Origin of the sequence: Actinomadura oligospora ATCC 43269, from assembly GCF_000518265.1 — a bacterium.
GTDB classification, from domain to species: domain Bacteria; phylum Actinomycetota; class Actinomycetes; order Streptosporangiales; family Streptosporangiaceae; genus Spirillospora; species Spirillospora oligospora.
In genome coordinates this window covers 328,840-353,472 of record NZ_KI912410.1, presented here as the reverse complement: position 1 = coordinate 353,472, position 24,633 = coordinate 328,840, and the positions used below count along the sequence as shown (strand labels likewise).

Genomic DNA, 24,633 nt, shown 5'->3' with positions numbered 1-24,633 from the left:
CGCGTCAGTCGGTCTGGGTGACCTTGTTCAGCCCGCGCGGGACGTCCGGGTCGATGCCGAGCCGCCGGGCCAGGTTCTCGACCATGATCTGCCCGGGCACGATGAGGCCGAGCGGGGCGACCCATTCGGGCAGGTCGGGGCCGGGCAGCGCGGCCGTGGACGCCTGCGCGAGGCCGCTGCCGCCGCCGAACCCGAACGCCTCGGAGCCCGCGCCGCGCACACGCTCGGCGAGCGCGATCGTGCCGGACAGCGTGGGGCTGTTCTCGGCCGCGACGAGGAGCGCGGGGGTCTGGTCGTCCACAACGGCGATCGGGCCGTGCAGCAGGTCGGCGTAGGACAGGCCCATCGCGTGCAGGTAGCACGCCTCCTTGATCTTCAGGGCCAGCTCCAGCGCGGTGCCGAACGCGATGCCGCGTCCGGACACGACCGCGCCCGGCACCTGCGCGAGGGCCTCGACGATCCGCCCCAGCGCCGGTGACGCCTCGGTGGCCCGGATCAGGCCCTCCACCTCGTCCGGGACGCGGCGCAGGTCGGCCGGGTCCTGGCCGATGCCGAGACCGAGGCCGAGCACCGCGAGCGCGGCGAGCTGGGTGGTGTAGGTCTTGGTCGCCGGGACGGCCAGCTCGTCGCCCGCGAGGGTGATCAGCGCGACGTCGGCGGCCTCGGCGAGCGGCGAGCCCTGGCCGTTGGTGACCGCGACGGTGCGCGCGCCGCACTCCTTCGCCCAGGCCAGCGTCTCGACGATCTCCTCGGTCTTGCCGGACTGGCTGATCGCCACGGCCAGCACGCCGTCGAGGTCGAGCTTGCGGTTGTAGGCCGTCGCGATCGAGGGCGCGGCGAGCGTCGCGAGCCGCCCGGCGTGCGACTCGATCAGGTACCGGCCGTACACGGCGGCGTTGTCGGACGACCCCCGCGCGATGAACAGCACCTGCCGGGTCTCGGCGGCGAGCCGCTCGATCTCCGGGACGCGCGGAAGCAGCGCCTCGATCGTGCGCCGGAGCGCCTCGGGCTGCTCACCGATCTCGGCGCGCATGCGGCTGGTGGTCATGATCCCCCTCCGAAGAGTTCCTGCCCGTTGATCCACGTCGTACGCGCGCGATGGTCGGGACCGAGCCAGACCAGGTCGGCCTTCGCGCCGGGGGCGATGCGGCCGAGGTCGGGCCGTCCGACGAGGTCGGCGGGGACGCGGGTGGCGGCGTCCACGGCCGTCACCAGGTCGATGCCGATCGCCAGCGCGTTGCCGATGGCGTCGTCCAGCCGGAGCCCGGAGCCCGCGATGGTGCCGTCGGCGCGCAGCGGCGGCCCCTGCTCCGGCATGGTGATCGGTTCGCCGCCCAGCTCGTAGGTGCCCGGCGGCATCCCGGCGGCGGACGCGGCGTCGGTGACGAGCACGACGCGTCCGGCCGCGGCGTTGAAGACGACCCTGGCCACGGTCCCGGACACGTGGTGCAGGTCGAGGATGAGGCCGGGGCTCAGCCGGTCGTCGGCGAGCGCCTGCGCCGCCACGCCCGGGTCGCGGTGGTTCATCCCGGACTGGGCGTTGAAGATGTGGGTGACCTTGCGCGCGCCCGCACCGGCCGCGGCGGCGACCTGGCTCGCGGACGCGTCGCTGTGACCGACGCTGACCAGCACGCCGTTCTCCACGAGCGTGCGGATCGCGTCCAGCGCGCCGTCCCGCTCGGGGGCGAGCGTGACCAGCTTGACCAGCCCGGTCTCGAGCAGCGTCGCGATCTTCTCGGGCGTCGGGTCGGTCAGGTAGGCGGGGTTGTGCGCGCCCTTGCGCTTCTCCGACAGGAACGGCCCCTCGAGGTGCACACCCAGCACGCGCGTGCCCCGGCCGTCCAGCGTCGGCAGCAGGTCGCGGGTGCGGCGCAGCGCCGCGGCCTGGACCTCGACGGGCGCGGTGATGAACGTCGGCAGGAAGGAGGTCACGCCGGTCTCGGGGAGGCGCTCGACGACCGTCCGCCAGCCGGTCTCGTCGGCGTCCACCATGTCGTGCCCGAAGAAGCCGTTGACCTGCAGGTCGACCAGGCCGGGGGCGAGCACGCCGTCCTCGAGGTGGAGGTCCGCGCCGTCCGGGCGGCCCTCTCCCGCCTCGATGATCACGCCGTCCTCGAACCGGACGTATCCCGGCGAGACCACGCGGGTAGGACCCTCCGCGGGGGAAGTGATCATGCGGTTCGCGGTGATCAGACGTTGTGCCATCGGGACGCACTCTCCGTGACGCCGGGTTCGCCGGTCGTGTCTGCCACGACTGGTCTAGTCCGGTCTGGACCAGTACGCAACATACCCGACACACGCGGCAAAGCGATAGAGCGAGGGTGTTCGCTCGGGGGAGTCCATCGGCTCATGAGTTCCACGACCACGCAGGCAGACGGCGGGGGCGGCGCGCGGCACGCCTGGTCCGCCACGTTCGCGGTGCTGCAGCGGATCGGCCGCAGCCTGATGCTGCCCATCGCCGTCCTGCCCGCCGCCGGCATCCTGCTCCGCCTCGGCCAGGACGACCTGCTCGGCAAGGACGGCCTCGGCTGGGACCGGATCGCCGAGGTGTTCGCCGCGGCGGGCGGCGCGCTGCTCGACAACCTCGCGATCCTCTTCGCGGTCGGCGTCGCCATCGGCTTCGCCAGGAAGTCCGACGGCTCGACCGCCCTCTCCGCCGTCGTCGGCTACCTGGTCTTCGACCGGGTCTCGAAGACGATGTTCGCCCACTCGTCCACGCTCAAGGACTCGGTGGTCCAGAAGGTCGTGGAGGCCGGCGCGGTCAAGGACGTGATCGGGTACGGCCTGAAGAACCCGACCCAGGTGCTCGGCGGGATCGTCGTCGGGATCATCGTCGCCCTGCTCTACCAGCGCTTCTACCGGATCAAGCTGCCCTCGTGGCTGGCGTTCTTCGGCGGACGGCGGTTCGTGCCGATCGTCAGCGCCGCCGCCTGCCTGGTGCTCGGCGTCGCCTTCGGCCTGGTCTGGCCGACGCTCGGCCACTGGATCGACTCCTTCGGCGACTGGATCACCGGCCTCGGCGCGCCCGGCGCGGGCATCTACGGCATCGCGAACCGGCTGCTGCTGCCGTTCGGCCTGCACCACATCCTCAACTCGCTGATCTGGTTCGTCTTCGGCTCCTACAACGACCACGGGACGATCATCCACGGCGAGATCAACCGGTACCTGGCGGGCGACCCGCACGCCGGGACGTTCCTCGCGGGCTTCTTCCCCGTCCTGATGTTCGGCCTTCCCGGCGCCGCGATGGCCATCTGGCGCGCCGCCCCGCACGGCAGGAGGGGCGTCGTCGGCGGCCTGATGGTGTCGGCCGCGCTGACCGCCTTCGTCTGCGGCGTCACCGAGCCGATCGAGTTCTCGTTCATGTTCGTCGCGCCGCTGCTCTACGCCATCCACGTGCTGCTGACCGGCGTCTCGATGTACGTCCTCGCCGCCCTCGACGCCCAGCTCGGCTTCTCGTTCTCCGCGGGCCTCATCGACATGCTGCTGAACGCGACCAAGAGCAACACCCGGCACCTGCCCCTGATCATCGGGATGGGCGTCGTCTACTTCTTCCTCTACTACGCGATCTTCTACTTCGTCATCACCCGGCTGAACCTCCCCACCCCGGGCCGCGAACCCGAGGAGACCGCGAGCGACACCTGAGGAGCCGCGCACTACCCCGGTTCGGCCTCCCAGCGCAATGGATCCGGATTTCGCTGGCAGCGAACACGCCCTTCGCGCGCGGGACGCGAGCGGACATACACCCCTTCTCACGCGAACGACACGAAGCTTCGACGCCGCCGCATTCAACGCGCTGACCTGCGAAATCAAGTGATCTTCGGCGACCTCGGCGCGATCCGGACGTTACGCATCTGTGAGTTGACACACGTCGAAATCCTGTGGTCTAGTCCGGACTAGACCAGTACATACCGAGTCGATCCGGACTCCCGTCGGCCGGCCATCGGCCCGGGCTCCCCTGAGGATCCCCGTGACGACCATTGACCCGAACAGTCCCGTCCCGAAGTACTTCCAGCTCAGGGCCATCCTGCTGGACATGATCGAGAGCGCCGAGCTCCCGGTGGACGCCCCCATACCCTCCGAGCGCGAGCTGTGCGCGCGGTACGGGCTGTCGCGGATGACCGTCCGGCAGGGCGTCGACCAGCTCGTCTCCGAGGGCCGGCTGTACCGGGTGCCCGGCAAGGGCACCTTCGTCGCCCGTCCGAAGATCGAGATGCCGCTGCGGCTGGTCTCGTTCACCGAGGACATGCTCGCCCGCGGGATGCGTCCTGGCGCGATCGACCTCGACCGCCGCACCGTGCCCGCCGACGCCCGCCTCGCCCGCACCTTCGAGGTCGAACTCGGCACCCCGATCCACGTCGTCGAGCGGCTGCGCACCGCCGACGGCGAGCCCATGGCACTCGAAAGGGCGCATATCCTCGCATCGCTCGCGCCCGACCTGCTGGACCGGCGGCTCGCCGACCGGTCCCTGTACGGCGTCCTCGAGGCGGTGTACGGGCTGGTCTTCGACGCGGGCGACCAGACGATCGACGCCGGCCTGGCGGACGCGACCGACGCCCGCCACCTGCAGATCCCCCGGGGCAGCGCCGTGCTGCTGCTGCGCAGGCGCTCCTTCACCAACGGGACCTGCGCCGAGCTCGGCGTGTCCACCTACCGTGCCGACCGCTACCAGGTCCACACGGCGCTGGGCCACCCCCCGACCCGCTCCTGACCCCCGGCAGCTCCGGGCCGCTCCGCCCGCTGCTGGCACCACCCCGAAATGACCGTGGAGAGGAATCACCCCTGATGAGTTCCATCGCCGCGGCGGAGGGCTCGGCCGGGCGCAAGCCCTGGTCGGCCGCGTTCGCCGTCCTGCAGCGGATCGGCCGCAGCCTCATGCTGCCGATCGCCGTCCTGCCCGCCGCCGCCCTCCTGCTGCGCTTCGGCCAGCCGGACATGCTCGGCGCGGACGGGCTCGGCTGGGTCCGCGTCGCCGAGATCGTCGGCGAGGCCGGCAACGCCCTGTTCGCCAACCTGCCGCTGCTGTTCGCCGTCGGAGTGGCGATCGGCTTCGCGAAGAAGGCGGACGGCTCGACCGCCCTGGCCGCCGTCGTCGGCTACCTGGTCTTCGACCACGTCTCGAAGATCATGTTCTCGCACACCTCGCAGCTCAAGGCGAACGTGCTGATCGACAAGGTGGCGGACGGCAAGACCAGCGCGGTCATCGACTGGGGCGCCAAGAACCCCACCGACGTCCTCGGCGGCATCCTCATCGGCGTCGTCGCGGCCCTGCTCTACCAGCGCTTCTACCGGGTCAAGCTGCCCACCTACCTGGCCTTCTTCGGCGGTCGCCGGTTCGTCCCGATCATCACCGCCGTCGCCGCCCTGGTCCTCGGCGTCGTGATCGGCTTCGTCTGGCCGATGTTCGGCACCTGGCTGACCGACTTCGGCAACTGGATCACCGGCGCGGGCGCGCTCGGCGCGGGCGTCTACGGCGTCGTCAACCGCCTGCTGCTGCCGTTCGGCCTGCACCACATCCCGAACTCGCTGGTCTGGTTCGTCTTCGGCACCTACAACGACAACGGCACCGCCGTCCACGGCGAGATCAACCGCTACCTGGCGGGCGACCCGCACGCCGGCGGCTTCCTCGCGGGCTTCTTCCCCGTCCTGATGTTCGGCCTGCCCGGCGCGGCCCTCGCCATGTGGCGCGCCGCTCCCCCGCACCGCCGCAAGGCCGTCGGCGGCATCATGATCTCCGCCGCCCTCACCGCCTTCGTCACCGGCGTGACCGAGCCCATCGAGTTCGCCTTCATGTTCGTCGCGCCCGTCCTGTACGCCGTGCACGTCGTCCTGACCGGCATCTCGATGGCCCTCCTGGAGGCCCTCCACGCCCAGCTCGGCTTCGGCTTCTCCGCGGGCCTCATCGACCTGCTGCTGAACGCCAGCAAGAGCAACACCAAGGGCCTGGCGCTCATCCTCGGACTCGGCGTCCTCTACTTCTTCATCTACTACTTCCTCTTCAAGTTCCTGATCGAGAAGTTCAACTTCGCGACCCCCGGCCGCGAACCGGACCCCGACGAGGCCGTCGACGCCCCGTCCGAGAAGCCCGCCGCCTCCCGCAAGCGCGAGAAGGCGACCCAGTAACACCAGGCCGGACCCAGCCCGAAGTCCGGCCCTCCCCGAGGCCCTCCCACCCCCTAGGGAGCCGCCTCCCCCGACGGCGGGGCGCACCAGCGCCCCGCCGTCCCCTTTTCCCTCACCCCACGACCACCCCGCGAACCCACGCACGCCACCCACGACCCCATCGCGGTTACGTGACGCAACGTCTGCGTGGTGCAGAACGCAATATGTGCGTGGTGCGGGACGCGTGGCAACGTGTGCACGCCGACACGCATAAGCGCGGCCCCCTGGGCCCGGCACGGCGTGCCTGGCGGGGATGCGCACGACCCCGGCCCGGTCCATGTGGTGTGGCTGGGCTCGACGTCTGGTGGGGAAAAGGGAGCGGCCCCGGTCGGTGGACCGGGGCCGCTGGGGTGCTGGTGTCAGTTGTTGGTCGGGTCGCCGTGGCAGCGCTTGAACTTCTTGCCCGAGCCGCAGGGGCAGGGGTCGTTGCGTCCGACGCCCTCGTAGGGGTCGTCGGCCTCTTCGCTGTGGTGCTCGACGCCGCCCTCGCCGTCGACGGTGGGGGCGGTGTACTCCAGCTTCTTGGGACGCTGGGGCTCCGCGAGGCCCTTGGCCTTGACGACCGGGACCTCGTCCGCGGCCTCGATCTCCACCTCGTCCTCGGCGGGGACGGTGTCCTCGAGGGCGACGGGGTTGACGCCGACCTGCGGGGTCGCGGGCTGCTCCTCGACCTCGACCTCGAGGTTGAAGAGGTAGCCGACCGACTCCTCCTTGATGCCGTCCATCATGGCGTTGAACATGTCGTAGCCCTCGCGCTGGTACTCGACCAGCGGGTCGCGCTGCGCCATGGCCCGCAGGCCGATGCCCTCCTGGAGATAGTCCATCTCGTAGAGGTGCTCGCGCCACTTGCGGTCCATCACCGACAGGACGACGCGGCGCTCGAGCTCGCGGACGACCTCGGCGCCGAGGTCCTCCTCACGCTTGGCGTAGGCGGCCTGCGCGTCCTCGCGGATCTTCTCCGCCAGGGTCTCGGCGTCGAGGTTGGAGATGTCGCCGCCGACCTCCTCAGCCAGGCCGTCCACCGTGAGGCCGATCGGGTACAGCTGCTGGAAGGCCTTCCAGAGCTTCTCCAGGTCCCACTCCTCGGCGAAGCCCTCGCCGGTGGCGCCCGCGACGTAGCCGTTGACGACCTCGTCGATCATGCGCAGCACCTGCTCGTGCAGGTCCTCGCCCTCGAGCACCTTGCGGCGCTCGGCGTAGATGACGACGCGCTGGCGGTTCATCACCTCGTCGTACTTCAGGACGTTCTTGCGCATCTCGAAGTTCTGCTGCTCGACCTGCGACTGGGCCGACTTGATCGCGTTCGAGACGATCTTGGACTCGATCGGCACGTCGTCCGGGATGTTGAGGCGCGTCATGATCGCCTCGACCCGGGCCGAGTTGAACAGCCGCATCAGGTCGTCCTCGAGGGACAGGTAGAACCGGGACTCGCCCGGGTCGCCCTGACGTCCGGAACGTCCGCGCAGCTGGTTGTCGATGCGCCGGGACTCGTGCCGCTCGGTGCCGAGCACGTACAGGCCGCCCGCGTCGACGACCTCCTCGTGCTCGCCCTTGACGGCCTGCTTGGCCTTGTCGAGGGCCTCGGGCCAGGCGGACTCGTACTCCTCCGGAGTGTCCAGCGGGGACAGCCCGCGCTGGTGCAGCTCCAGGTCGGCGCGGAAGTCGGGGTTGCCACCGAGCATGATGTCGGTGCCTCGGCCGGCCATGTTCGTCGCGACCGTGACGGCGCCCTTGCGGCCCGCCTCGGCGACGATCGCCGACTCCTGCTCGTGGTTCTTGGCGTTCAGCACCTGGTGCCGGATGCCGCGCCGCTTGAGCATCTTGCTCAGCCGCTCGGACTTCTCGACCGAGGTGGTGCCGACCAGGACGGGCTGGCCGTTCTCGTGCCGCTCGGCGATGTCGTCGACGGCGGCCTCGAACTTGGCCTGCTCGGTCTTGTAGACCACGTCCGCCTTGTCCATGCGGACCATGGGCTTGTTGGTCGGGATCGGCACGACGCCGATCTTGTAGGTCTTGTTGAACTCCGCGGCCTCGGTGTCGGCGGTGCCGGTCATGCCGGACAGCCGGCCGTAGAGGCGGAAGTAGTTCTGGAGGGTGATCGTGGCGAGCGTCTGGTTCTCGTCCTTGATCGACACGCCCTCCTTGGCCTCGATGGCCTGGTGCATGCCCTCGTTGTACCGGCGGCCGTGCAGGATGCGGCCGGTGAACTCGTCCACGATCAGGACCTCGCCGTTCATGACGACGTAGTCCTTGTCGCGCTTGTACAGCTCCTTGGCCTTCAGGGCGTTGTTCAGGAAGCTGACGAGCTGGGTGTTCTCGGCGGAGTACAGGTTGTCGATGCCGAGCCAGTCCTCGACCTTCTCGACGCCCGCCTCGGTGATGCCGACCGTGCGCTTCTTCTCGTTGACCTCGTAGTCGCCGGGGCCGTACTCGTCCACCTGACCGGCGGTGCTGACCAGCTCGGCGCGCTTCAGCCGCGGGACGATCTTGGAGAACTCGCCGTACCACTTGGAGTTCTGCTCACCCGGGCCGGAGATGATCAGCGGCGTCCGGGCCTCGTCGATGAGGATCGAGTCGACCTCGTCCACGACCGCGAAGTTGTGGCCGCGCTGGACGAGCTCGTCCAGGCTCCAGGCCATGTTGTCGCGCAGGTAGTCGAACCCGAACTCGTTGTTGGTGCCGTAGGTGATGTCGGCGGCGTACGCTTCCCGGCGCTCCTCGGGGGTCATCTGCGGGAGGATGACACCGACCTCGAGGCCCAGGAACTGGTGGACGCGGCCCATCCACTCGGCGTCGCGCTTGGCCAGGTAGTCGTTCACGGTGACCACGTGGACGCCCTTGCCGGACAGCGCGTTCAGATAGGCGGGCAGCACACAGGTGAGGGTCTTGCCCTCACCGGTCTTCATCTCGGCGATGTTGCCGAGGTGCAGGGCCGCGCCGCCCATGATCTGGACGTCGTAGTGGCGCTGGCCCAGGACGCGTTTGGCCGCCTCGCGGGCGGTCGCGAAGGCCTCGGGGAGCAGGTCGTCCAGCGATTCGCCCTCTTCGAGGCGCTCGCGGTACTTCTCGGTGAGCTCGCGCAGTTCCGCGTCGCTCATGTCGACGAAGTCTTCCTCGATCGAGTTGACCTGATCCGCGAGCTTCTTGAGCTTGCGCAGGGTCTTGCCTTCGCCCGCGCGAAGGATCTTATCGATGACTACTGGCACTCTCGGAGGCTCCTTGCAGATCGTGGGTCACCGCCGCCCGGCGGCACGCACACCACACGTACGATGCCATCGTAGGCGAGACTCAGAATGGTCTAGGTCACCCTGCGACGCAATCCCGGCCCGCGTTCAACCCTCTGACACCCGTCCGGGACAATCATCCTGAACACTCTGAGGGGAGGGGCCCAAATTGTCCGATGAGTACGGCTCGCACGCCGGACGGCCGAGTTCCTGGCTGGCGGTCACCGTGATCTTCGCCGGCTTCACCGTGGGCGGAGTCGCGCTCTGCCTGGGACCGCAGTGGGTGCTGTTCTGGGTCGGAGCCGCGATCATCGCGGTCGGCCTGGTCCTGGCCGCGCTCGTGCACCTTTTCGCCGACGTCGTGGTGGACGCGCCGCGCGTCCTGCCCGAGATCGTGGACTACTCGGTCTTCGGCAGCCGCACGAACAAGCGCCGCGGCGGCCTGGCCGGCGAGGCGAAGAAGGCGGTCATGTCCGACGCGCAGCAGGGCGCGCACGGCTGATCCCCACCCGCGTCCCGCCGGAGCAGCGCACCCCGCGCACCCGACGGGACGGCGACCGGCCACCGCGCTCGGTGCTCGGCGATCGGCGATCGCACCGCGGTCGTCCGACCCGATCGGCGGCCTCGACCGTCCGGCCCGCCGGACCTGGATCCGCGTTCCTCCCCCGAGAAGGGACGCCCCTCCAGGCCCCGGCGGGCCGACGCGTTTCCAGGGGCCGATCCTCACCTCGGCCTGCCGGCCGCCGCATCCCCAAGGGCCGTTACTCATCTCGGTCTTCCGGAGTCGTCCGGATCTCGGCGAGTTCCCCGACCCTCGTCACGTTCAGTGCGCTCCTGTGACCGAGCGTGCATTCCCTTGTGACCCACCATGACCTGGACGCGCTTCACGAACTCCTGAAGGACGACACCGCAGCCGAGCCCGTTGATCACGGCAAGGAAACTCGAGGAACCGCGTCCCGAGGGGGCTGGTCGCGTCGAACGCGCCCACCATCCGGGCGAGGTCACATCGGCGGCGGCGTCCCGCCCCCGGCCGCCTGGACGGCAGGCTCCCGCCCCCGGCCGCCTGGACGGCAGGTTCCGGCGGCAGGATCGCCGGGGCGGGTGCTCCAAGCCCCGGCCCCCGGGCCAGTGCGCCCCTCAGGCCCTTTCGACGAGCTGCTTGATCGCCGGTTCGGCGCGTTCGACGCGGACCGAGTCGCATCCCACCCACTCGGCGGCGCCGCGGAGCGCGACGCGCAACGCCTCCGCCCCCTCCTCCAGACGGGCGGCCGACCTGGTGAGACGTGGTTCGAGGGAGACCTGCCGCGCGACGAGCGTCGTCCCCTCGCGGGCCGGGTCGACGCGTCCGATCAGGCGTCCTCCGGCGAGCAGCGGCATCGTGAAGTAGCCGTGCACGCGCTTCGCCTTCGGGACGTACGCCTCCAGCCGGTGATCGAAGTCGAAGACGCGGGACGTCCGTCCCCGGTCCCACACCAGCGAGTCGAACGGGGACAGCAGCGTCGTGGCGTGCCTGCCGCGCGGCGGCGTCACCAGCGCCTCCGGATCGGCCCACGCCCGCTGCCGCCAGCCCTGGACCCGCACCGGCACCAGCCCGGACGCCTCGATCACCGCGTCCACCTGCTCGGCCTTGATCCGGTAGTAGTCGGCGAGGTCGGAGCGGGTCGCCACGCCGAGCGCCCGTCCCGCCAGCCGGACGAGCCTGGTCAGGCACTCGGCATCGTCCGGTTCGGCTCCGTACAGGTCGTCCGGGACGACCCGCTCGGCCAGGTCGTACACGCGCCGCCAGCCGACCCGCTGGACGCACGCGACCTCACCGATGTCCCAGAGCCACTCGATGCCGATCTTGTGGTCGCTCCACTCCCACCAGTCGCCTCCGGCCTTGGCGCCGCCGAGTTCCCTGGTCGTCAGCGGCCCTTCCGCCTTGAGCTTCGCGCGGATCTCGTCGCACACCCCGTCCGGCACCTTGTGCCAGCGGACGCCCTTCCGCCGGAACTCCCGCCGCCGGAAGGCCAGGGTCGGCCATTCCTCGATCGGCAGGATCGACGCCGCGTGCGCCCAGTATTCGAACGCGAACGGCCCGGTCGCTTTCGCGCGCCTGTTGATCGACCGCCGATCACTCGCGCCCACCGGAGTTTCGCCGTTCCGCGCCGTCCCGCGATCAACATCCCGCGCGGGCGCCGCCCAATAGGCGTTCTCGATCTTCTCCTTCGGCATCGCGCCGAGTCGCGCATAGGGGACGAGCTCATGCGACCGCGCGAGCACGGAAATCGTGTCCAACTGGACAGCCCCGAGACGCGAGAGCACACCGGGCACCCCGCCGCGCCGCGCGTCCGCGCCCAGCAGTCCCTGAGCTCGCAACGCCAGACGCCGCGCCTCGTCCGCGCTCAGCTCTGCCTCGGCCGTGTCGGGGGTCATGGTCTTGGAGGTCACCCCGCGATCGTAGGCCACGACACCGACAAAACCCACACACCGGTGTCGATCCACAAGACGGAACGGGCCGCCACCAAAGTCGATCCACAAGGCAGGACGGGTCTCACCAGTGTCGCCCCGCCCCACCCAGCCCTGCCCCCAAGCACGGCAGCCGAGGGCCCCAACCGTGTCCACACCCCACAAACTGCACCGACACCCAACCGGAACAACGTTCGCCCCACCCAGGAGCATTCGCCCCTCACACTCCGGCAACGGGCGTCACCTCAGCAACCCGTACAAACTCAGCCAGAGCGAGCGCTCCCAGCGCCACCCACGCCCACCGCACGCCGCGCGATGGGCGCCGTCCACAATGACCGCCCCTGACGAACGCGCGCGGCATTCGCCTCGACGGATGAGCGGGGAGCAGCGCGAGCAGCGCGAGCAGCGCAGGCAGCGCGAGCAGCGCAGGCAGCGCGAGCAGCGCAGGCAGCGCGAGCAGCGCAGGCAGCGGAGCGGCGCAGGCAGCGCGGGCAGCGGAGCGGCGCAGGCAGCGCGGGCAGCGGAGCGGCGCAGGCAGCGCAGCAGCGCGAGCAGCGCGAGCAGCGCGGACGGCGCGAGCAGCGCGGACGGCGCGAGCAGCGCGGACGGCGCGAGCAGCGCGGACGGCGCGAGCGGCGTGAGCGGCGGGGTGGCGTCAGGATGGGACGCACGTGTGACCAGGACGCTGCCGGCCTCGCCAAAGACCCGCGCGGCAGGCGGCCATCCTCATGCGACCCGCTGATCTACCAGCAACGCCAAGGGGTCGTGCGGCTCAACCTGCTCGAACACCACTGCGCACAGGCAACCCGCTTCGACAAGCTCGCCGTCCGCCACCAGGCCACCGTCCACATCGCCGCCATCAACGGGCGCAGGCAACACGACCCAGACGTCGGAGGCGAGCTAGACAAACCTGGCCGCCTCGCCACTCAGCGCCCTGCGCCGCAAGGGCCCCTCGCACCGCCCCACACGCGGAACCACCGGTTCGGATCGGCACCGCTTCGGGCCACCCACGCAGACAGACGCAATTCGGCACGCCACACCAGCAACGCGTCCTCAGCCGAACCTTCGGCGACCACTCCCCAGGCGGACGGAACCCGCACGCCCCCGCCCCCGGCACCCTCGGCCCAGGCCTTCGACGGCTGCCGTATCGCTCCCTTCCGGCAGAGGCGGGAGCCGGGTGCGGCGCACCGACCTCGCATCACCCGGAAGCTGGACGCGGCTCAGGCGACGTCCAGCGGCCCGATCGCGCGGATCTGTCGGCGGACGGCCGTCAGGTGATCTCCAGAAGCTTCTCCCGGACGGCGTACACCACGGCCTCCATCCGGGAGTGCAGCTGGAGCTTCTCCAGGATGTTCCGGACGTGGTTCTTCACGGTGTTCTCGGAGATGAACAGCTCCCGGGCGATCTCCCGGTTGCCGAGCCCGCGCGCGACGAGCCGCAGGACCTCCATCTCGCGGTCGGTCAGCCGAGGTGCCGGGACCTGCTGCGTCCGCTCCTCGCTGCGCTTGGCGAGCGCGGCGAACTCGGTGATCAACTTGGACGCCATGGACGGGCTGATCAACGACTGACCGCCGTGCACCGCGCGCACCGCCTGCGGGACCTCGTCGATCGAGATCTCCTTCAGCAGGTAGCCGCTGGCCCCGGCCTTGATCGCCTCGAAGAGGTCCTCCTCCTCGTCGCTGATCGTCAGCATCACGATCTTGGCGCTGGGCGCGGCGTCCTTGATCGCCGTGCACGCCTCGATGCCGCTGCGCCGCGGCATCCGGATGTCCATGAGGACGACGTCGGGCAGCAGATCGCCCGCCATCTGGACGGCCTCGTGCCCGTCCCCGCCCTCACCGATCACCTCGATGTCCGGTTCGGCCTGGAGCACCATCTCCAGACCACGCCTGAAAAGGGCGTGATCGTCCACGATCAGTACCCGGATCGGATCCCCCACCTGCGCATCCTCTCCCTGCGCACCACCGGCCGACGCCTCCGCGCTCACACGCGCGGCGCCGCCGCCCGGCCCACCACTTCCACTGCCACCGGCCGAAGCGCCGCCGCTCCGGCCTCGGGCTCCGCTCGCCGACCCCTCGGAGACCATCACCCGGGGAGCCGCACCACCTCCGGCGGCACCGCCTCCCGCCACGCCTCCGGCACGAACCGCGCCGGACGCGGAGACCGTCACTCCACGGGCCCGATCGTCCCGTCCATGACCGCCTCGCGCCACGTCCCGCACACCGCCGACCCGCGCACGACCGGCCGTTCCACGACCGTCCACCACCAGCTCACGACCATTCAAGACAGGCCCATCCGCCTCACGATCGGCCATCGCCACATCAACCGGCGCACACCCACCCAACGAACGAGCATCCAAGCCAGATCCCCCAGCCACAGCCCTTTTCAAGAGCCGCCGCCCCCTGGTCCGCCGCCCGGCGCCACTCGCCGGCCGCCGACCTCGTCCGGAGACGAGCCCGGCACCGGCCTCAGTGCCCAACACCTCGTCAGCATCCCGCGCGGAGCCCCGCCGCCGCAGAGCATTCGCCCACGCAGGCGCACCCAGACCGCCCCGCGCAGCCTCGGCAAGCGTCATCTGTCCCACACGACACTCCCGCGCCCTGCCCGCAGCCAACCCAAGCGTCCGCGACGCACCGCGCCCACAACAACACGCCAAGGCCGCCGCGCCTGTCGCCCCCAAAGCCTCACCTACGAGAATCGCGCCCGCCGAAGCAAACCCGTCTCCCGCATCCGCCCCGACCGCCAAGACCCGACAAGCCGAACACCCAAACGAACCCGAGGGCCCGCGGGGCAGGGTTCGAGGCTCCGGCCCCGGCCCCCGGAAGCCCGACTGGCCCGGGAACCCCAAGGGGACCTGGAAACCCGAGGTGGCCTGCGAACCCACGCGAACCCGGGAAGCCGAGCAAGCCCGAAAGACCGGATCGCCGGGCGAAACCGAGCGGCCCCGTGAAGCCACGTGAGCCTGCGAGACCGGACGCCCCTGCGGAACCGGGCGAACCCGTGGAACCGGGAAAGCGTGTGAACCAGGGGGGCGAGCCTGTGGGAACGGGCGGACCTGTGGCCCGAGGTCCAGGTTGACGTTCCGATAGCCGCCCAGAAACAGAGCAAGCGCCCCAACGCTGATGCCCATCGGGCAAGCCTGCGCCGTCCGGCAGGCCTGCGAAACCGAAAGGGCCCGCAGAGCCGAAAGGGCGTGCGGAATCGAGAGGGCGTGCGGAGTCGAGAGGGCCTGCAGAACCGGAAACGCCCGCGAAGCCCGGGGGGCCTGCAGAACCGGAAGGGCCTGCGGAGCCCGGGGGGCCTGCGGAGCCTGAGGAGCCCGCGGAGTCGAGAGGGAACGCGGAGTCGAGAGGGCCTGCGGAGCCTGGGTGGCTGGGGAGGCGGCGGGGGTGGGCGGGGGCGTGAGGCGGGGGGCCGGTGCGGCGGGTTGGGGAGTGAGGGCCCGTGGGCGCGCGGCGGACGGGGCGGGGCCCGGCCGGCGCGGGGGCGCGGGGGCGCCTCGAGCCTCGGGGTTCTCGCTCACCAGAGTCGCGGCGTGGAGGTGAACGCCGCTTCCCCCCTTCACTGTCAGTGATCTGGGTCAGCCGGGGAACCGGAGGCCGGTGTCGCCCCCGGGGGAACGCTTGGCGTGGCGGCGGCTGGACCGGTGGTGCGGCGCGGATCCTGGGGCCGCGCCGCACCACCGTCCCGAGCTCGGCGGGCGGTCCGTACCGCCGCCGTCACGGCTTGCTGGTAACGCCTTTCTAGATCATGACACGATCCGGGCGGTGACGTGACGCAAGTGCCACATCACTCTTCGACAAGACGGATGACTCCGTAGTCCCAACCCCTTCGCCTGTACACCACCGTGGGATGGCTGGTGGCCTTGTCACGGAACAGGAAGAAGTCGTGCCCGACGAGTTCCATCTCGAACAGGGCCTGCTCGATGCCCATGGGCTCGGCCTTGTGGAACTTCTCCCGGACGATGACCGGGCCGTCGCCGTCCATGGGGATCGGTACCAGGTTCTCGTTGAGCTCGGTCGCCACGGCCTCGTAGCCGTCGGACTCCGGCTCGGTCGCGCCGGAAGGTTCGGGCTCGTGGACCGGAGCGGCCGCGACCTCGGCGGGAAGGTCCTCGGGCAGTGGCTCCATCGTGGCGAGTTTGGCCTTGCCTTTGCCGCCGTTGTGGGCCTTGCGGCGTTCGGCATCGCGGCGCATTCTCGACTCGAGCTTGTCGAGGGCCAGGTCGAGCGCACCGTAACGGTCGTCCGCGGCGGCCTCCGCCCGGATCACCGGGCCCCGCGACCGGATGGTCAGCTCCACCCGTTCGCGCTGGTCGGCGAGGCGTGGGTTCCGCTCCTGCGACACCTCCACATCCACGCGGATGACCCTGTTGTTCAACCGCTCGATCTTGGCGAGCTTGGTGTCGACGTGCTGCCGGAACCGATCACTGACGTCGGTGTGCCGGCCCCTGACGATGATGTCCACGCGGGACCCCCCTTCTCCCGGTTGCGAGGTCCGTCCGGAAGGGGCTCGACGCCACCTCCGGACGCCACAGCTCGGTGGGTCGCACCCGCCCGGCCGACCTGGTCTTCGCCCCCACATCCGCCTGCTGAGGGGCTCGCGGCTCTCTCGCCACTACTGCCCTTCTCCCGGTTCGGGGGATGTCGGATCCCCCGGCGGGGCAGGACTTACCTCTAAGGCGCACCGTGATCAGTCGACGAGAAGTCGCCTTACGTGGGCCGTTTCGCCTGCGCCTGGCATCGGCTAGCCGGACCGCATCACGCGCTCGCGACGAGCGCTGCGATCCAACGCAACCACGGACCCGGGCGGGTGCCATGCCTGGAACGCTAACCCCTTACGCCACGAATGTCAGGGGGGTGAACGGAGGAAAAACTCACGTACGGTCATCGAGGCACCCCCGATCCGGCCCTCGAAGAGCCCCCTGGAGGCCCTCCGCACGCCGCGCATCCCCGTGCCCGCAGGGCTTCCCGACGATCACCCCTCGCGCAGGTCAGAGTGATGCTCCCGGCAAGCGAGTTGGGAAAATATCTACCTTGCTCCTGACTCAGAGTGACTGTTGATTCCACAACCAATGCGACCACTGCCAACAAGACGGGCAGCCAGCTGTCACCGTCGGTAACTATCGACGTGCCGAGCATCTCCCGTGAAGAAAGTCACCCTCCCCCGAGAAACCGCCGGGGAGTCGCCGCGACCGTCGCCGCTCCGACCACGTCCGCGCCCGCCTGCCGCAGCACCCGGACCGCCTCCGCCACCGTGGCCCCCGACGTCACCACGTCATCCACGACAACGACCCGCCACCCCACCAACGGCCCATCCACACTCGCCCCCGTCCCGTCCTCCAGTCCCCCGACCACACGCCCGCTCACAAACTCCCCCGACCCCCCACGCACGCGCCCGCCGACACCTCCACCCACACGCCCACTCGCCCAATCAGGTAAGCGCTCGGTCTCATCGGCAGGGGAGCGCCTGATCGCGGGCCCAGGTGGTCGCTTGGCGGACCCCTGGGCCATGTCCGTGGACCCGCTTCCGGCCGGATCTCTCGAGCTGTGACTCGCCGGGGCCGGGGCCACTCGCCGGGCCGCACTGGCGCCTTTGCCTCGCCTCACTTCAAGGTCCGGGGCGGCGGCATGTTCGCCGTCACCGGCAGGCTGGCTATGACACGCCGCTCCACTCCCGTCCTGGCTTCCGGGCCCCGCCGTGACGGCGCCCAGCGAATCGACATCCCAGGGCGAAGGACGCGTATCGCCGTCCGGCTCTCCCCTGCGCGCCCGATGCCGCGGATGCTCCAGCCATTCCTCAGCTCCGGTGCTCCCGGCTTCGGCGCGTGGCACCCCGTGCCCTCCACTCGTGTCCCGTGCGAACCTCATCGGAAATGCCGTGTCGTCAATCGACGACCGGCTTGCCGATGAGCCCGAACCCACGTTCCCGTTCGAGCGTGGGCTCGATCGCTGCACCGTCTCGGCGCCCACGTTCGGTTCCGTCTCAGTCGTCAGCGTCGCCGTTGCCGGATTCGTGGTCGGACGCGTCCGGAAGCCTCGGCCTGGATTCGGCAACGCGCCTTCCAGGTTCGGCGGGTTGGGACGTATGTCCTCGGCGGAACCAGTGGACCGCTGAGGAGCCAGGTCACCGTGTTTGGCGTACAGGACGCGTATCTCGCGGCGTGAAAGAGCCATGGCTCCGGTCATGTTCGTCTTCCGGTCCGCCTGGCCGAGACCCGCCTGATCCGCCACGGCGCGCCGATGGCGAAGCAGAGGAGCACCGAGCACCAGGAAGCCCTCGGCGCGCAATTCCCGGACGGCGACGGCGGCCATTCGGCGGGTCGGGTCGTGTCCGCGCTTGCGAACGGAACGCACTGCCGAAGGCACCGGAACCACGATCACCGGCTCGTCGCGCTGCCACCAGAACACCGCCTCCTCGCCGGAACCGTCCGTCCCGTGCTGGAGATGATCAGCGGGAGGGGACGTGGTCGGAGCACAGGGCGGGGCGCTGGGCCGTTCGAGAGTCCAGGCCGCGAGTCGCGTCGGCGACCGCTCGTCGCGCCAGGGGAGATCGTTGCCGGGCGGCGGGTCGGCGGTCAGCGCCAGGACGGACTTGATCGCGGTGGCCAGGGCCCGCCCCAGCGGGCGAGCCAGGCCCGTCCGGCCAGACTCCTTGTGCGCGGCGATGAGAGCCCTGATGGGGCCTTCATAGGACGTGACGGTCCAGACGGGTGGGTTGAGGGTCGGAAGGCCCGCAGAGGGCACAGGACGGGCCGGAAGCTCCAGCAGAGCGGCGCAGGAGGGGCACAGCAGGCCCCTGGCGGTCCGGCAGCCTGCGCAGCGCTGGGGCAGCAGCAGGTCGAGAAGATCGCGTACGAACATGCATTCGACGATGCCGCCTCACCCACGACACTCACCAGCCGAACGGCATTCTGTGGATAAGTCGACGACACCCAGGTCTCGCCGGTACGGACGCCCACATACGCACTGCATGCGATCCGCTGGTCAAGGCCGCCACACGTAAGGGCATGCGACAGCACACGAAGCCGCCGGACGACCCGCAGAGGTCACCTGGCCAATCAGTTGGCGTAGGTCGGATCGCTACCCGCGACGCTGCATGCCCATTCGCTGTCACGGTCCCTGAAGGAGGACTGGTGGCAGACCAGGCGCTCGCTGGAGCTCTTGGTGCCGATCAGTACGGGACCACCCGGAACGGCCGCGATGCTCACGGGTTCCCCAAGCGAACCAACACCCAAGGAGGTGACGGCGGAGCCGTCCACGGGCATCAGGTAGGGCAGCACCTGGGTGCCACGCGTCTTGCGGCCCAGGACGGCGAGTGTGTTGTAGTCCCGCCACGACAGGTCGTCCGTCTCAGCGAGCTCGGAGCTGACCGGGACGAAGGATCCGACGTCGATGCGGTCGCCACTTCCCGCGATTCGGCCGAGCTGGACCTGTTTGCGGTTTTCATCGATCTTGGCGACGACCGCGACCCGCACTCCGTCGCGCGCGACCTGGAGCGCGTAGATTTCGCGGCCGTCAAGGCCCCAGTGCCAGACGGGCTTCAGGGTTTTGCCCCGTTCCCGCTTCCAGAGCATGGACTTGCCGGGACTGGTCTCGACCGTCCAGAGGGTGCCTTGCCGGTCCCAGCAAGGCGGCGTGAACCGACCTTCCGGGTCCTTTGCCGTACGCAGGGCACGCGGAACGCCGTTCGAGGTGATGTCGGCGATCAGCAGCTGCTTCCCGTCCGGGCTGAGGCCGGCTGCCTCGTGCTGGTCGGGCGACACGGCAGGACGCACCATCCGGCCCGGCGCGTTCGTGACGACAGGCATGGGGATGAAGCTGTTCAGGTTCAGCGTGGACAGATGTCCCGCAGCCCCGATCGTGTACGCGCGATGGTCACTGCTGGCGGGTCCGTCCGGGCTGTAGGCCTGCCAGTCGCTGAAGGTCTGGACATCGCTCTTGCCGTCCGGTGTGACCACACCGCGGCCCTCGATCCGCAGCCTCCACTGCTTGATCTCCGACAGCGGGCCAAGGCTCCAGGCGAGCTGGGCCGACATCTGGTTGACGTTGCCGCTCGCCGCCTCCTTGCTGAGATCGACGGTCGCGACGTCCTTGTCCAGGGAAAGGCCGACCAACTTGGTACCGCGCGGGAAAGCGCTCCAGACGGTGCCCCTGAGCCAGGAGGAAGGCCCGGCGATAACGGCCTGCACGAGGCGCTGCGGAAGGTCCTCCCGGTTCACCAAGGGAAGGAAAACCCCATTGGGAACGAGCGTGTGCTTGTCCGGTGCGAAGTAGTAGAGGTTGAACGTACGGAAGACCTGTTCGACGTCGCTCTTGTTGAGCAACATGGTCTGGCCCAGCGCATCCGGTAGGGCGGAGATGCGCCACTGGTGCTGAGCGTTTCGCGTGACCTGATAGTCGGCCTGAACATTCTTCTGGAGGGCCGTGTACTGGCCGTCAGTGGTGATGATGCCGAGTTGGGTGCCGATCAGCCTGATCGTCACCTGGTCGTCGCCCGTCCCGATGAGCCTGAGGTCGGGCCGGTCTGCGAAAACCGCGATCGAAGGCCTCGGCCCGGGACGCCAGCTATTGGCGTTGGCCAAATACTCCTTGGCGACCTTGTGGTCGTCGTCGAAGCTGGCCGATGCCGACAGGAAGCCCGAAACGATGTCCCTGGGCGACCAGTTGTTCTGGGGAGCCACGGGGATCAGGCGCACGTACGACTCGTCCGCCTGCTCGGACCGTTCCTGCGCCTTGACGGACGTGACCCGCCCACCCCCCGGCATGGCCGCGCAACCGGACGCGCAAAGCGTCAGCGCTGCGGCGGTGACCACGGCCGCAGGCCCTTTCAGCGCGTTTCCCCACCAGCGGACCGGACTCCCCAGGCACCTACGCACAGCTGAAGCCTCCGAAGCCGCAGGAGTGATTCTCGGGCGATGGGCGGTCATCAGTCACCCGCCTCCAGCTCGGCGAACAAAAGCCGGGAGCCGCCCGCGCCCGGAGGGACGAGCGGGAGGGGGGAGCCACGAAGCTCGGCTCCTGCGGTACGCGGGAGCGAGAGGCGGAACTGTGATCCCTGAGCGGGCTCGCCCCACGCCTGGAGCCACCCACCGTGGAGCTGAGCATCTTCCTTGGAGATCGACAGGCCGAGACCGGTGCCGCCGGTCGTGCGCGCACGAGCGGGGTCGGCACGCCAGAACCGGTCGAAGACCATCTGGCCTTCCCCCGGCTTGAGGCCGACACCATGGTCACGGACCGTGACGGCCACGGCGTCCCTGTCGGCGGCGACGGACACCACGATGTCCTCGCCCTCGCCGTGTTCCACCGCGTTGACCAGGAGATTACGGAGAATGCGCTCAACGCGCCGCCGGTCGACCTCGGCCATGCACGGCTCGCCGGGCAGTTGCAGGACGATCTTGGAGCCCTTGCGCTCGGCGAGGCCCTGGACGTCGCCCACCGTGCGCAGCACGAGGTCCCGCATGTCCAGGGACTCCGCGTCCAGGGTCGCGGCCCCGGCATCGTGTCGGGAGATCTCCAGGAGATCGGCGAGGAGCGACTCGAAGCGTTCCAGCTGGCTTTGGAGCAGTTCCGCCGAACGGCCCACGGCGGGGTCGTCGAACGTGTCGCGGTGGTCGTAGAGCATGTCACCGGCGATCCGGATGGTGGTCAGGGGCGTGCGCAGTTCGTGCGAGACGTCAGACACGAACTGGCGTTGCACCTGTGAAAGATCCTCCAGTTCCCGGATCTTCTCCTGGAGATTGGCCGCCATGTCGTTGAAGGATCTGGCAAGACGGGCCAGATCGTCCTCCCCGCGCACGCGCATGCGCTCTTCCAGCCGTCCGGCTGCGAGCCTTTGCGCGCCCTGCGCGGCCAGCCGCACCGGGATGACCACCTGGCGGGTCACCAGGGACGCGATGGCCGCCAGCAGCAGGACCAGCACGATCCCGACCCCGGCCAGGGAGCGGCTGACGATCGTGAGGGTGTGCTGCTCCTGGACGAGCGGGAACAGGTAGTAGACCTCGTAGTGGCTCGTCTTGCCCGCGACGATCAGACCCCGCTCAGAGGGCCTGTGGCCGATGTAGGACAACTTGCCGTATGTGTAGGCCCGCGTACCCGTGGTGCCGCTTCTCAGCTCGTCTCTGAGCCTCTGAGGGACGCTCTGGGCCCGCAGCTCGTTGGTGGCGTACCCGTCGATGTAGGTCTGGGTGGTGTCCCGGACGTAGACCTCGTACAGCCCGGACGGCCCGCTGCGCGACTTCAGCCCGTTCGCGGCGCTACGGAGCCTGTCCCCGCTGTCGTTGGAGACCCCCACGTCCCGCTGGAGGCTCCCCAGGCCCTCGTCCAACTGCGCCAGAGCGGCCTTGGTCTTGCCGTCCATCAGCGCGGTGGTGATCTGCTGCATCAGGAAGAACCCGAGGATCGCCACCACGATCGCCGAGATGAACAAGGTGGACGTGACCACCCGGACCTGGATGGAGCGCCTCCAGCGCGCGTACGCGGCGCTCGCGACGCGACGCGCGACCCGCTGCCCCCTGCCGAGCCACCGCCGGACCGGCCACCACACGACACGCCGGATCCGCCCGGCCGGCGCGGGGACGACGGCGGGCGGGACGGCGGGGGCGGCGGGGGCCGGTGGGGTCATCAGGCGGCAGCGGTCAGGCCGGACCGGCCTTGTAGCCGACGCCGCGCACGGTCACCACGATCTCCGGACGCTCCGGGTCCTTCTCGATCTTGGCGCGGAGCCGCTGGACGTGCACGTTCACCAGCCGGGTGTCGGCGGCGTGCCGGTAGCCCCAGACCTGCTCGAGCAGCACCTCGCGGGTGAATACCTGGCGCGGCTTACGCGCGAGCGCGACCAGCAGGTCGAACTCCAGCGGCGTCAGGGGGATGTGCTTGTCGCCCCGCTTGACCGAGTGGCCGGCCACATCGATGCCGATGTCCCCGATCTGCAGGGTCTCCGGGGCAGGCTCGTCAGTGCGACGCAAACGCGCGCGCACACGAGCGACGAGCTCCTTCGGCTTGAACGGCTTGACGATGTAGTCGTCCGCACCCGACTCGAGGCCGAGGACCACGTCCACCGTGTCGCTCTTGGCGGTGAGCATGACGATCGGCACACCGGACTCCGCCCGGATCTGCCGGCAGACGTCAATACCGTCCGCGCCCGGGAGCATCAGGTCGAGCAGGACCAGGTCGGGCCGGGTTTCCCGGAACGCCTCCAGGGCCTTGTCGCCATCGTGGACGAACGACGGCTCGAAGCCCTCGCCCCTCAGCACGATGCCGAGCATCTCGGCCAGCGCGAGGTCGTCATCGACGACCAGTACACGTCCTCTCATGGCCCTCATCGCTACAAAGTCGGGGACGGGTGGACAGCGCGGCGACCGGAGCACGGCCATGCCACGCCAGGTAGAGGTATGTCCTGGCGTGCAAGGTTACCTGTCTTTGCCGAATACATGACCCCTCCCACGTTGTGCTTCGCTCGCCGCCTTGCCCGGGCCCAGGAGGCCCCAACGGCCCGTCAAGTTGGCCATACCCGCTCCAGGCCCCGGCGCAGAGGCCGGATTTTAAACAAGGACTCCCGGAGCGCACTGAAAGTTGACTGTTTATACATGGGCATCGCCGCCGGCGCTCTGTCCTCATGCATGCGATAGCACCTCACACAGCCCATAAGGACGGGTGTCTGGTCACTCCTTGAGCCGGTATGGCCGCCTCATGGCAGGATGGCCCGACACACGGACGGGTCAGGGAGCTGGGATGGCGGAATCGGGCGGCAGGAGACGCCTCGTGCCGCGCGGGGTCGACGTGCCGTTCCGGCCCATGTCGATCTCCGAGATGCTGGACGGGGCGATCGCCGGGATCAGGCACAGCACCCGGACCGTCCTCGGGGTCTCCGTAGCGATCTCCACGGTCGTCCAGGTCACCGGATCGCTGATCTCCTACTACTTCATCGGCCAGGAGGCCCGCGGGGAGGTCACTCCCAGGGTTCTGCTCCGATCTGTCGGAGCGCAGGCGACGCTTGGCGGGATCGACCTGATCCTGACGGCTTTCGGGATCCTCTTCCTGTCAGGGCTTCTGGCGCCGGTTCTCGCGCGCACGATGTTCGGCCTGGACATCTCGCTGCGGCAGGTGTGGCTGGACGTGCGCGCCCGGTTCGGGCAGCTCCTGTTGATGGCCTTCGTGTTGATCGTGATCTCTCTGGCTGCCCTGGCCTTGCCTGCGCTCCCGTTCGCGTTGGCAGCAGCCGGCAACGCCCACCCGGCCATTGGGGTGCTTTCAGCGCTGTTCGGGTTTCCGGCCGGTGTGGTTCTGATGCTGTGGCTGTACGTCCTGCTCGTGCAGAGCGTCCCGGCCCTGGTCATGGAACGGCAGGGGATCGGCGGGGCGCTCGCGCGCGCACGACGGCTCTCCAAGGGGCGCTGGTGGCGGACCTTCGGAACGCTACTGCTCGCCATGCTCGTCACGGTCTTCATGGGGTTCTTCGCATTGCGGATCCCGTTCCTGATCGCGCAGGTGGTGCTGTTCGGCGACTCAGGATCCGGGAGCGACCAGGTACTCCCGGCCCTGGCCTTGGACACGGTCGGACGCATCGTGAGCTGGTCCGTGGTGCTGCCCTTCGACGCCGGGGTGATCGCTCTGCTCTACATGGACCGGCGGATGCGTCGCGAGGGACTTGACCTTGATCTCGCGACACGTCCCGCGCCAGAAGGCGATGAGGACTTTTTCGAGCTTTGGCGTCCGTCCGTGCCGTCCCGGCCTGCTCCCTATGCTCCGCCGGTAGCCCCCGCCCCAGGGATGGCCCATAGGCAAGGGGCACCTTGATCACC

At 69.7% G+C, this 24,633-nt stretch carries 16 protein-coding genes; 6 read left to right on the top strand and 10 right to left on the bottom strand.

The window, feature by feature from the left end:
* Positions 1 to 4: 4 nt before the first annotated feature.
* Positions 5 to 1,048, bottom strand: a complete 1,044-nt coding sequence (locus P696_RS0133270) for an SIS domain-containing protein (RefSeq protein WP_034488244.1) — start codon at positions 1,046 to 1,048, stop codon at positions 5 to 7.
* A complete protein-coding gene (gene nagA / locus P696_RS0133265) occupies positions 1,045 to 2,205 on the bottom strand; it encodes an N-acetylglucosamine-6-phosphate deacetylase (protein ID WP_026415716.1) in 1,161 nt (386 codons plus the stop codon). The genes P696_RS0133270 and nagA overlap by 4 nt, the downstream gene beginning before the upstream one ends.
* A gap of 144 nt (positions 2,206 to 2,349) precedes the next feature.
* Here nagA and P696_RS49730 point away from each other — a divergent pair, with 144 nt between their 5' ends.
* The 3 genes from P696_RS49730 to P696_RS0133250 all read left to right on the top strand — a co-directional run bounded on the left by P696_RS49730 (position 2,350) and on the right by P696_RS0133250 (position 6,120).
* A complete protein-coding gene (locus tag P696_RS49730; RefSeq protein WP_034488242.1) occupies positions 2,350 to 3,642 on the top strand; it encodes a PTS transporter subunit EIIC in 1,293 nt (430 codons plus the stop codon).
* A 325-nt stretch (positions 3,643 to 3,967) separates the two neighbouring features.
* Positions 3,968 to 4,708 carry a GntR family transcriptional regulator gene (locus tag P696_RS0133255; protein ID WP_026415715.1) on the top strand — a complete coding sequence of 247 codons (741 nt, stop codon included), beginning with the start codon at positions 3,968 to 3,970 and terminating at the stop codon, positions 4,706 to 4,708.
* Positions 4,709 to 4,782: 74 nt separating this feature from the next.
* A complete protein-coding gene (locus tag P696_RS0133250; RefSeq protein ID WP_034488239.1) occupies positions 4,783 to 6,120 on the top strand; it encodes a PTS transporter subunit EIIC in 1,338 nt (445 codons plus the stop codon).
* A gap of 398 nt (positions 6,121 to 6,518) precedes the next feature.
* Here the strand turns inward: P696_RS0133250 and secA are convergent, their stop codons facing one another.
* Entirely contained in the window at positions 6,519 to 9,365 is a 2,847-nt protein-coding gene (gene secA, locus P696_RS0133245; RefSeq protein WP_026415714.1) for a preprotein translocase subunit SecA, read from the bottom strand.
* 187 nt (positions 9,366 to 9,552) lie between these two features.
* Here secA and P696_RS0133240 point away from each other — a divergent pair, with 187 nt between their 5' ends.
* Entirely contained in the window at positions 9,553 to 9,885 is a 333-nt protein-coding gene (locus P696_RS0133240) for an HGxxPAAW family protein (RefSeq protein WP_026415713.1), read from the top strand.
* A 635-nt stretch (positions 9,886 to 10,520) separates the two neighbouring features.
* Here P696_RS0133240 and P696_RS49725 read toward each other — a convergent pair.
* Positions 10,521 to 11,813, bottom strand: coding sequence for a winged helix-turn-helix domain-containing protein (locus P696_RS49725; protein WP_245627908.1), 1,293 nt, complete (start codon positions 11,811 to 11,813; stop codon positions 10,521 to 10,523).
* Between the two features lie 391 nt (positions 11,814 to 12,204).
* On the opposite strand from P696_RS49725, the gene P696_RS0133230 reads away from it, so the two are divergent.
* A complete protein-coding gene (locus P696_RS0133230) occupies positions 12,205 to 12,573 on the top strand; it encodes a hypothetical protein (protein WP_026415712.1) in 369 nt (122 codons plus the stop codon).
* A 528-nt stretch (positions 12,574 to 13,101) separates the two neighbouring features.
* Here the strand turns inward: P696_RS0133230 and P696_RS0133220 are convergent.
* From P696_RS0133220 to mtrA, 6 genes are all read right to left on the bottom strand, one after another.
* Positions 13,102 to 13,770 (bottom strand): response regulator, encoded by a 669-nt coding sequence (locus tag P696_RS0133220; RefSeq protein WP_122193060.1) that lies wholly within the window; start codon positions 13,768 to 13,770, stop codon positions 13,102 to 13,104.
* A 1,850-nt stretch (positions 13,771 to 15,620) separates the two neighbouring features.
* Positions 15,621 to 16,298: a ribosome hibernation-promoting factor, HPF/YfiA family gene (hpf, locus tag P696_RS0133210; protein WP_026415710.1), complete on the bottom strand. Its 678-nt coding sequence runs from the start codon at positions 16,296 to 16,298 to the stop codon at positions 15,621 to 15,623.
* Between the two features lie 689 nt (positions 16,299 to 16,987).
* Positions 16,988 to 17,344, bottom strand: a complete 357-nt coding sequence (locus P696_RS58920; protein WP_281175025.1) for a phosphoribosyltransferase family protein — start codon at positions 17,342 to 17,344, stop codon at positions 16,988 to 16,990.
* Between the two features lie 1,547 nt (positions 17,345 to 18,891).
* Positions 18,892 to 20,646: an LpqB family beta-propeller domain-containing protein gene (locus tag P696_RS0133200; protein WP_026415708.1), complete on the bottom strand. Its 1,755-nt coding sequence runs from the start codon at positions 20,644 to 20,646 to the stop codon at positions 18,892 to 18,894.
* Between the two features lie 113 nt (positions 20,647 to 20,759).
* Entirely contained in the window at positions 20,760 to 22,454 is a 1,695-nt protein-coding gene (mtrB, locus tag P696_RS0133195; protein WP_026415707.1) for an MtrAB system histidine kinase MtrB, read from the bottom strand.
* A gap of 13 nt (positions 22,455 to 22,467) precedes the next feature.
* Positions 22,468 to 23,145 (bottom strand): MtrAB system response regulator MtrA, encoded by a 678-nt coding sequence (mtrA, locus tag P696_RS0133190; protein WP_026415706.1) that lies wholly within the window; start codon positions 23,143 to 23,145, stop codon positions 22,468 to 22,470.
* Positions 23,146 to 23,563: 418 nt separating this feature from the next.
* On the opposite strand from mtrA, the gene P696_RS49720 reads away from it, so the two are divergent.
* Entirely contained in the window at positions 23,564 to 24,628 is a 1,065-nt protein-coding gene (locus tag P696_RS49720) for a hypothetical protein (RefSeq protein ID WP_064744173.1), read from the top strand.
* Positions 24,629 to 24,633: the final 5 nt, after the last annotated feature.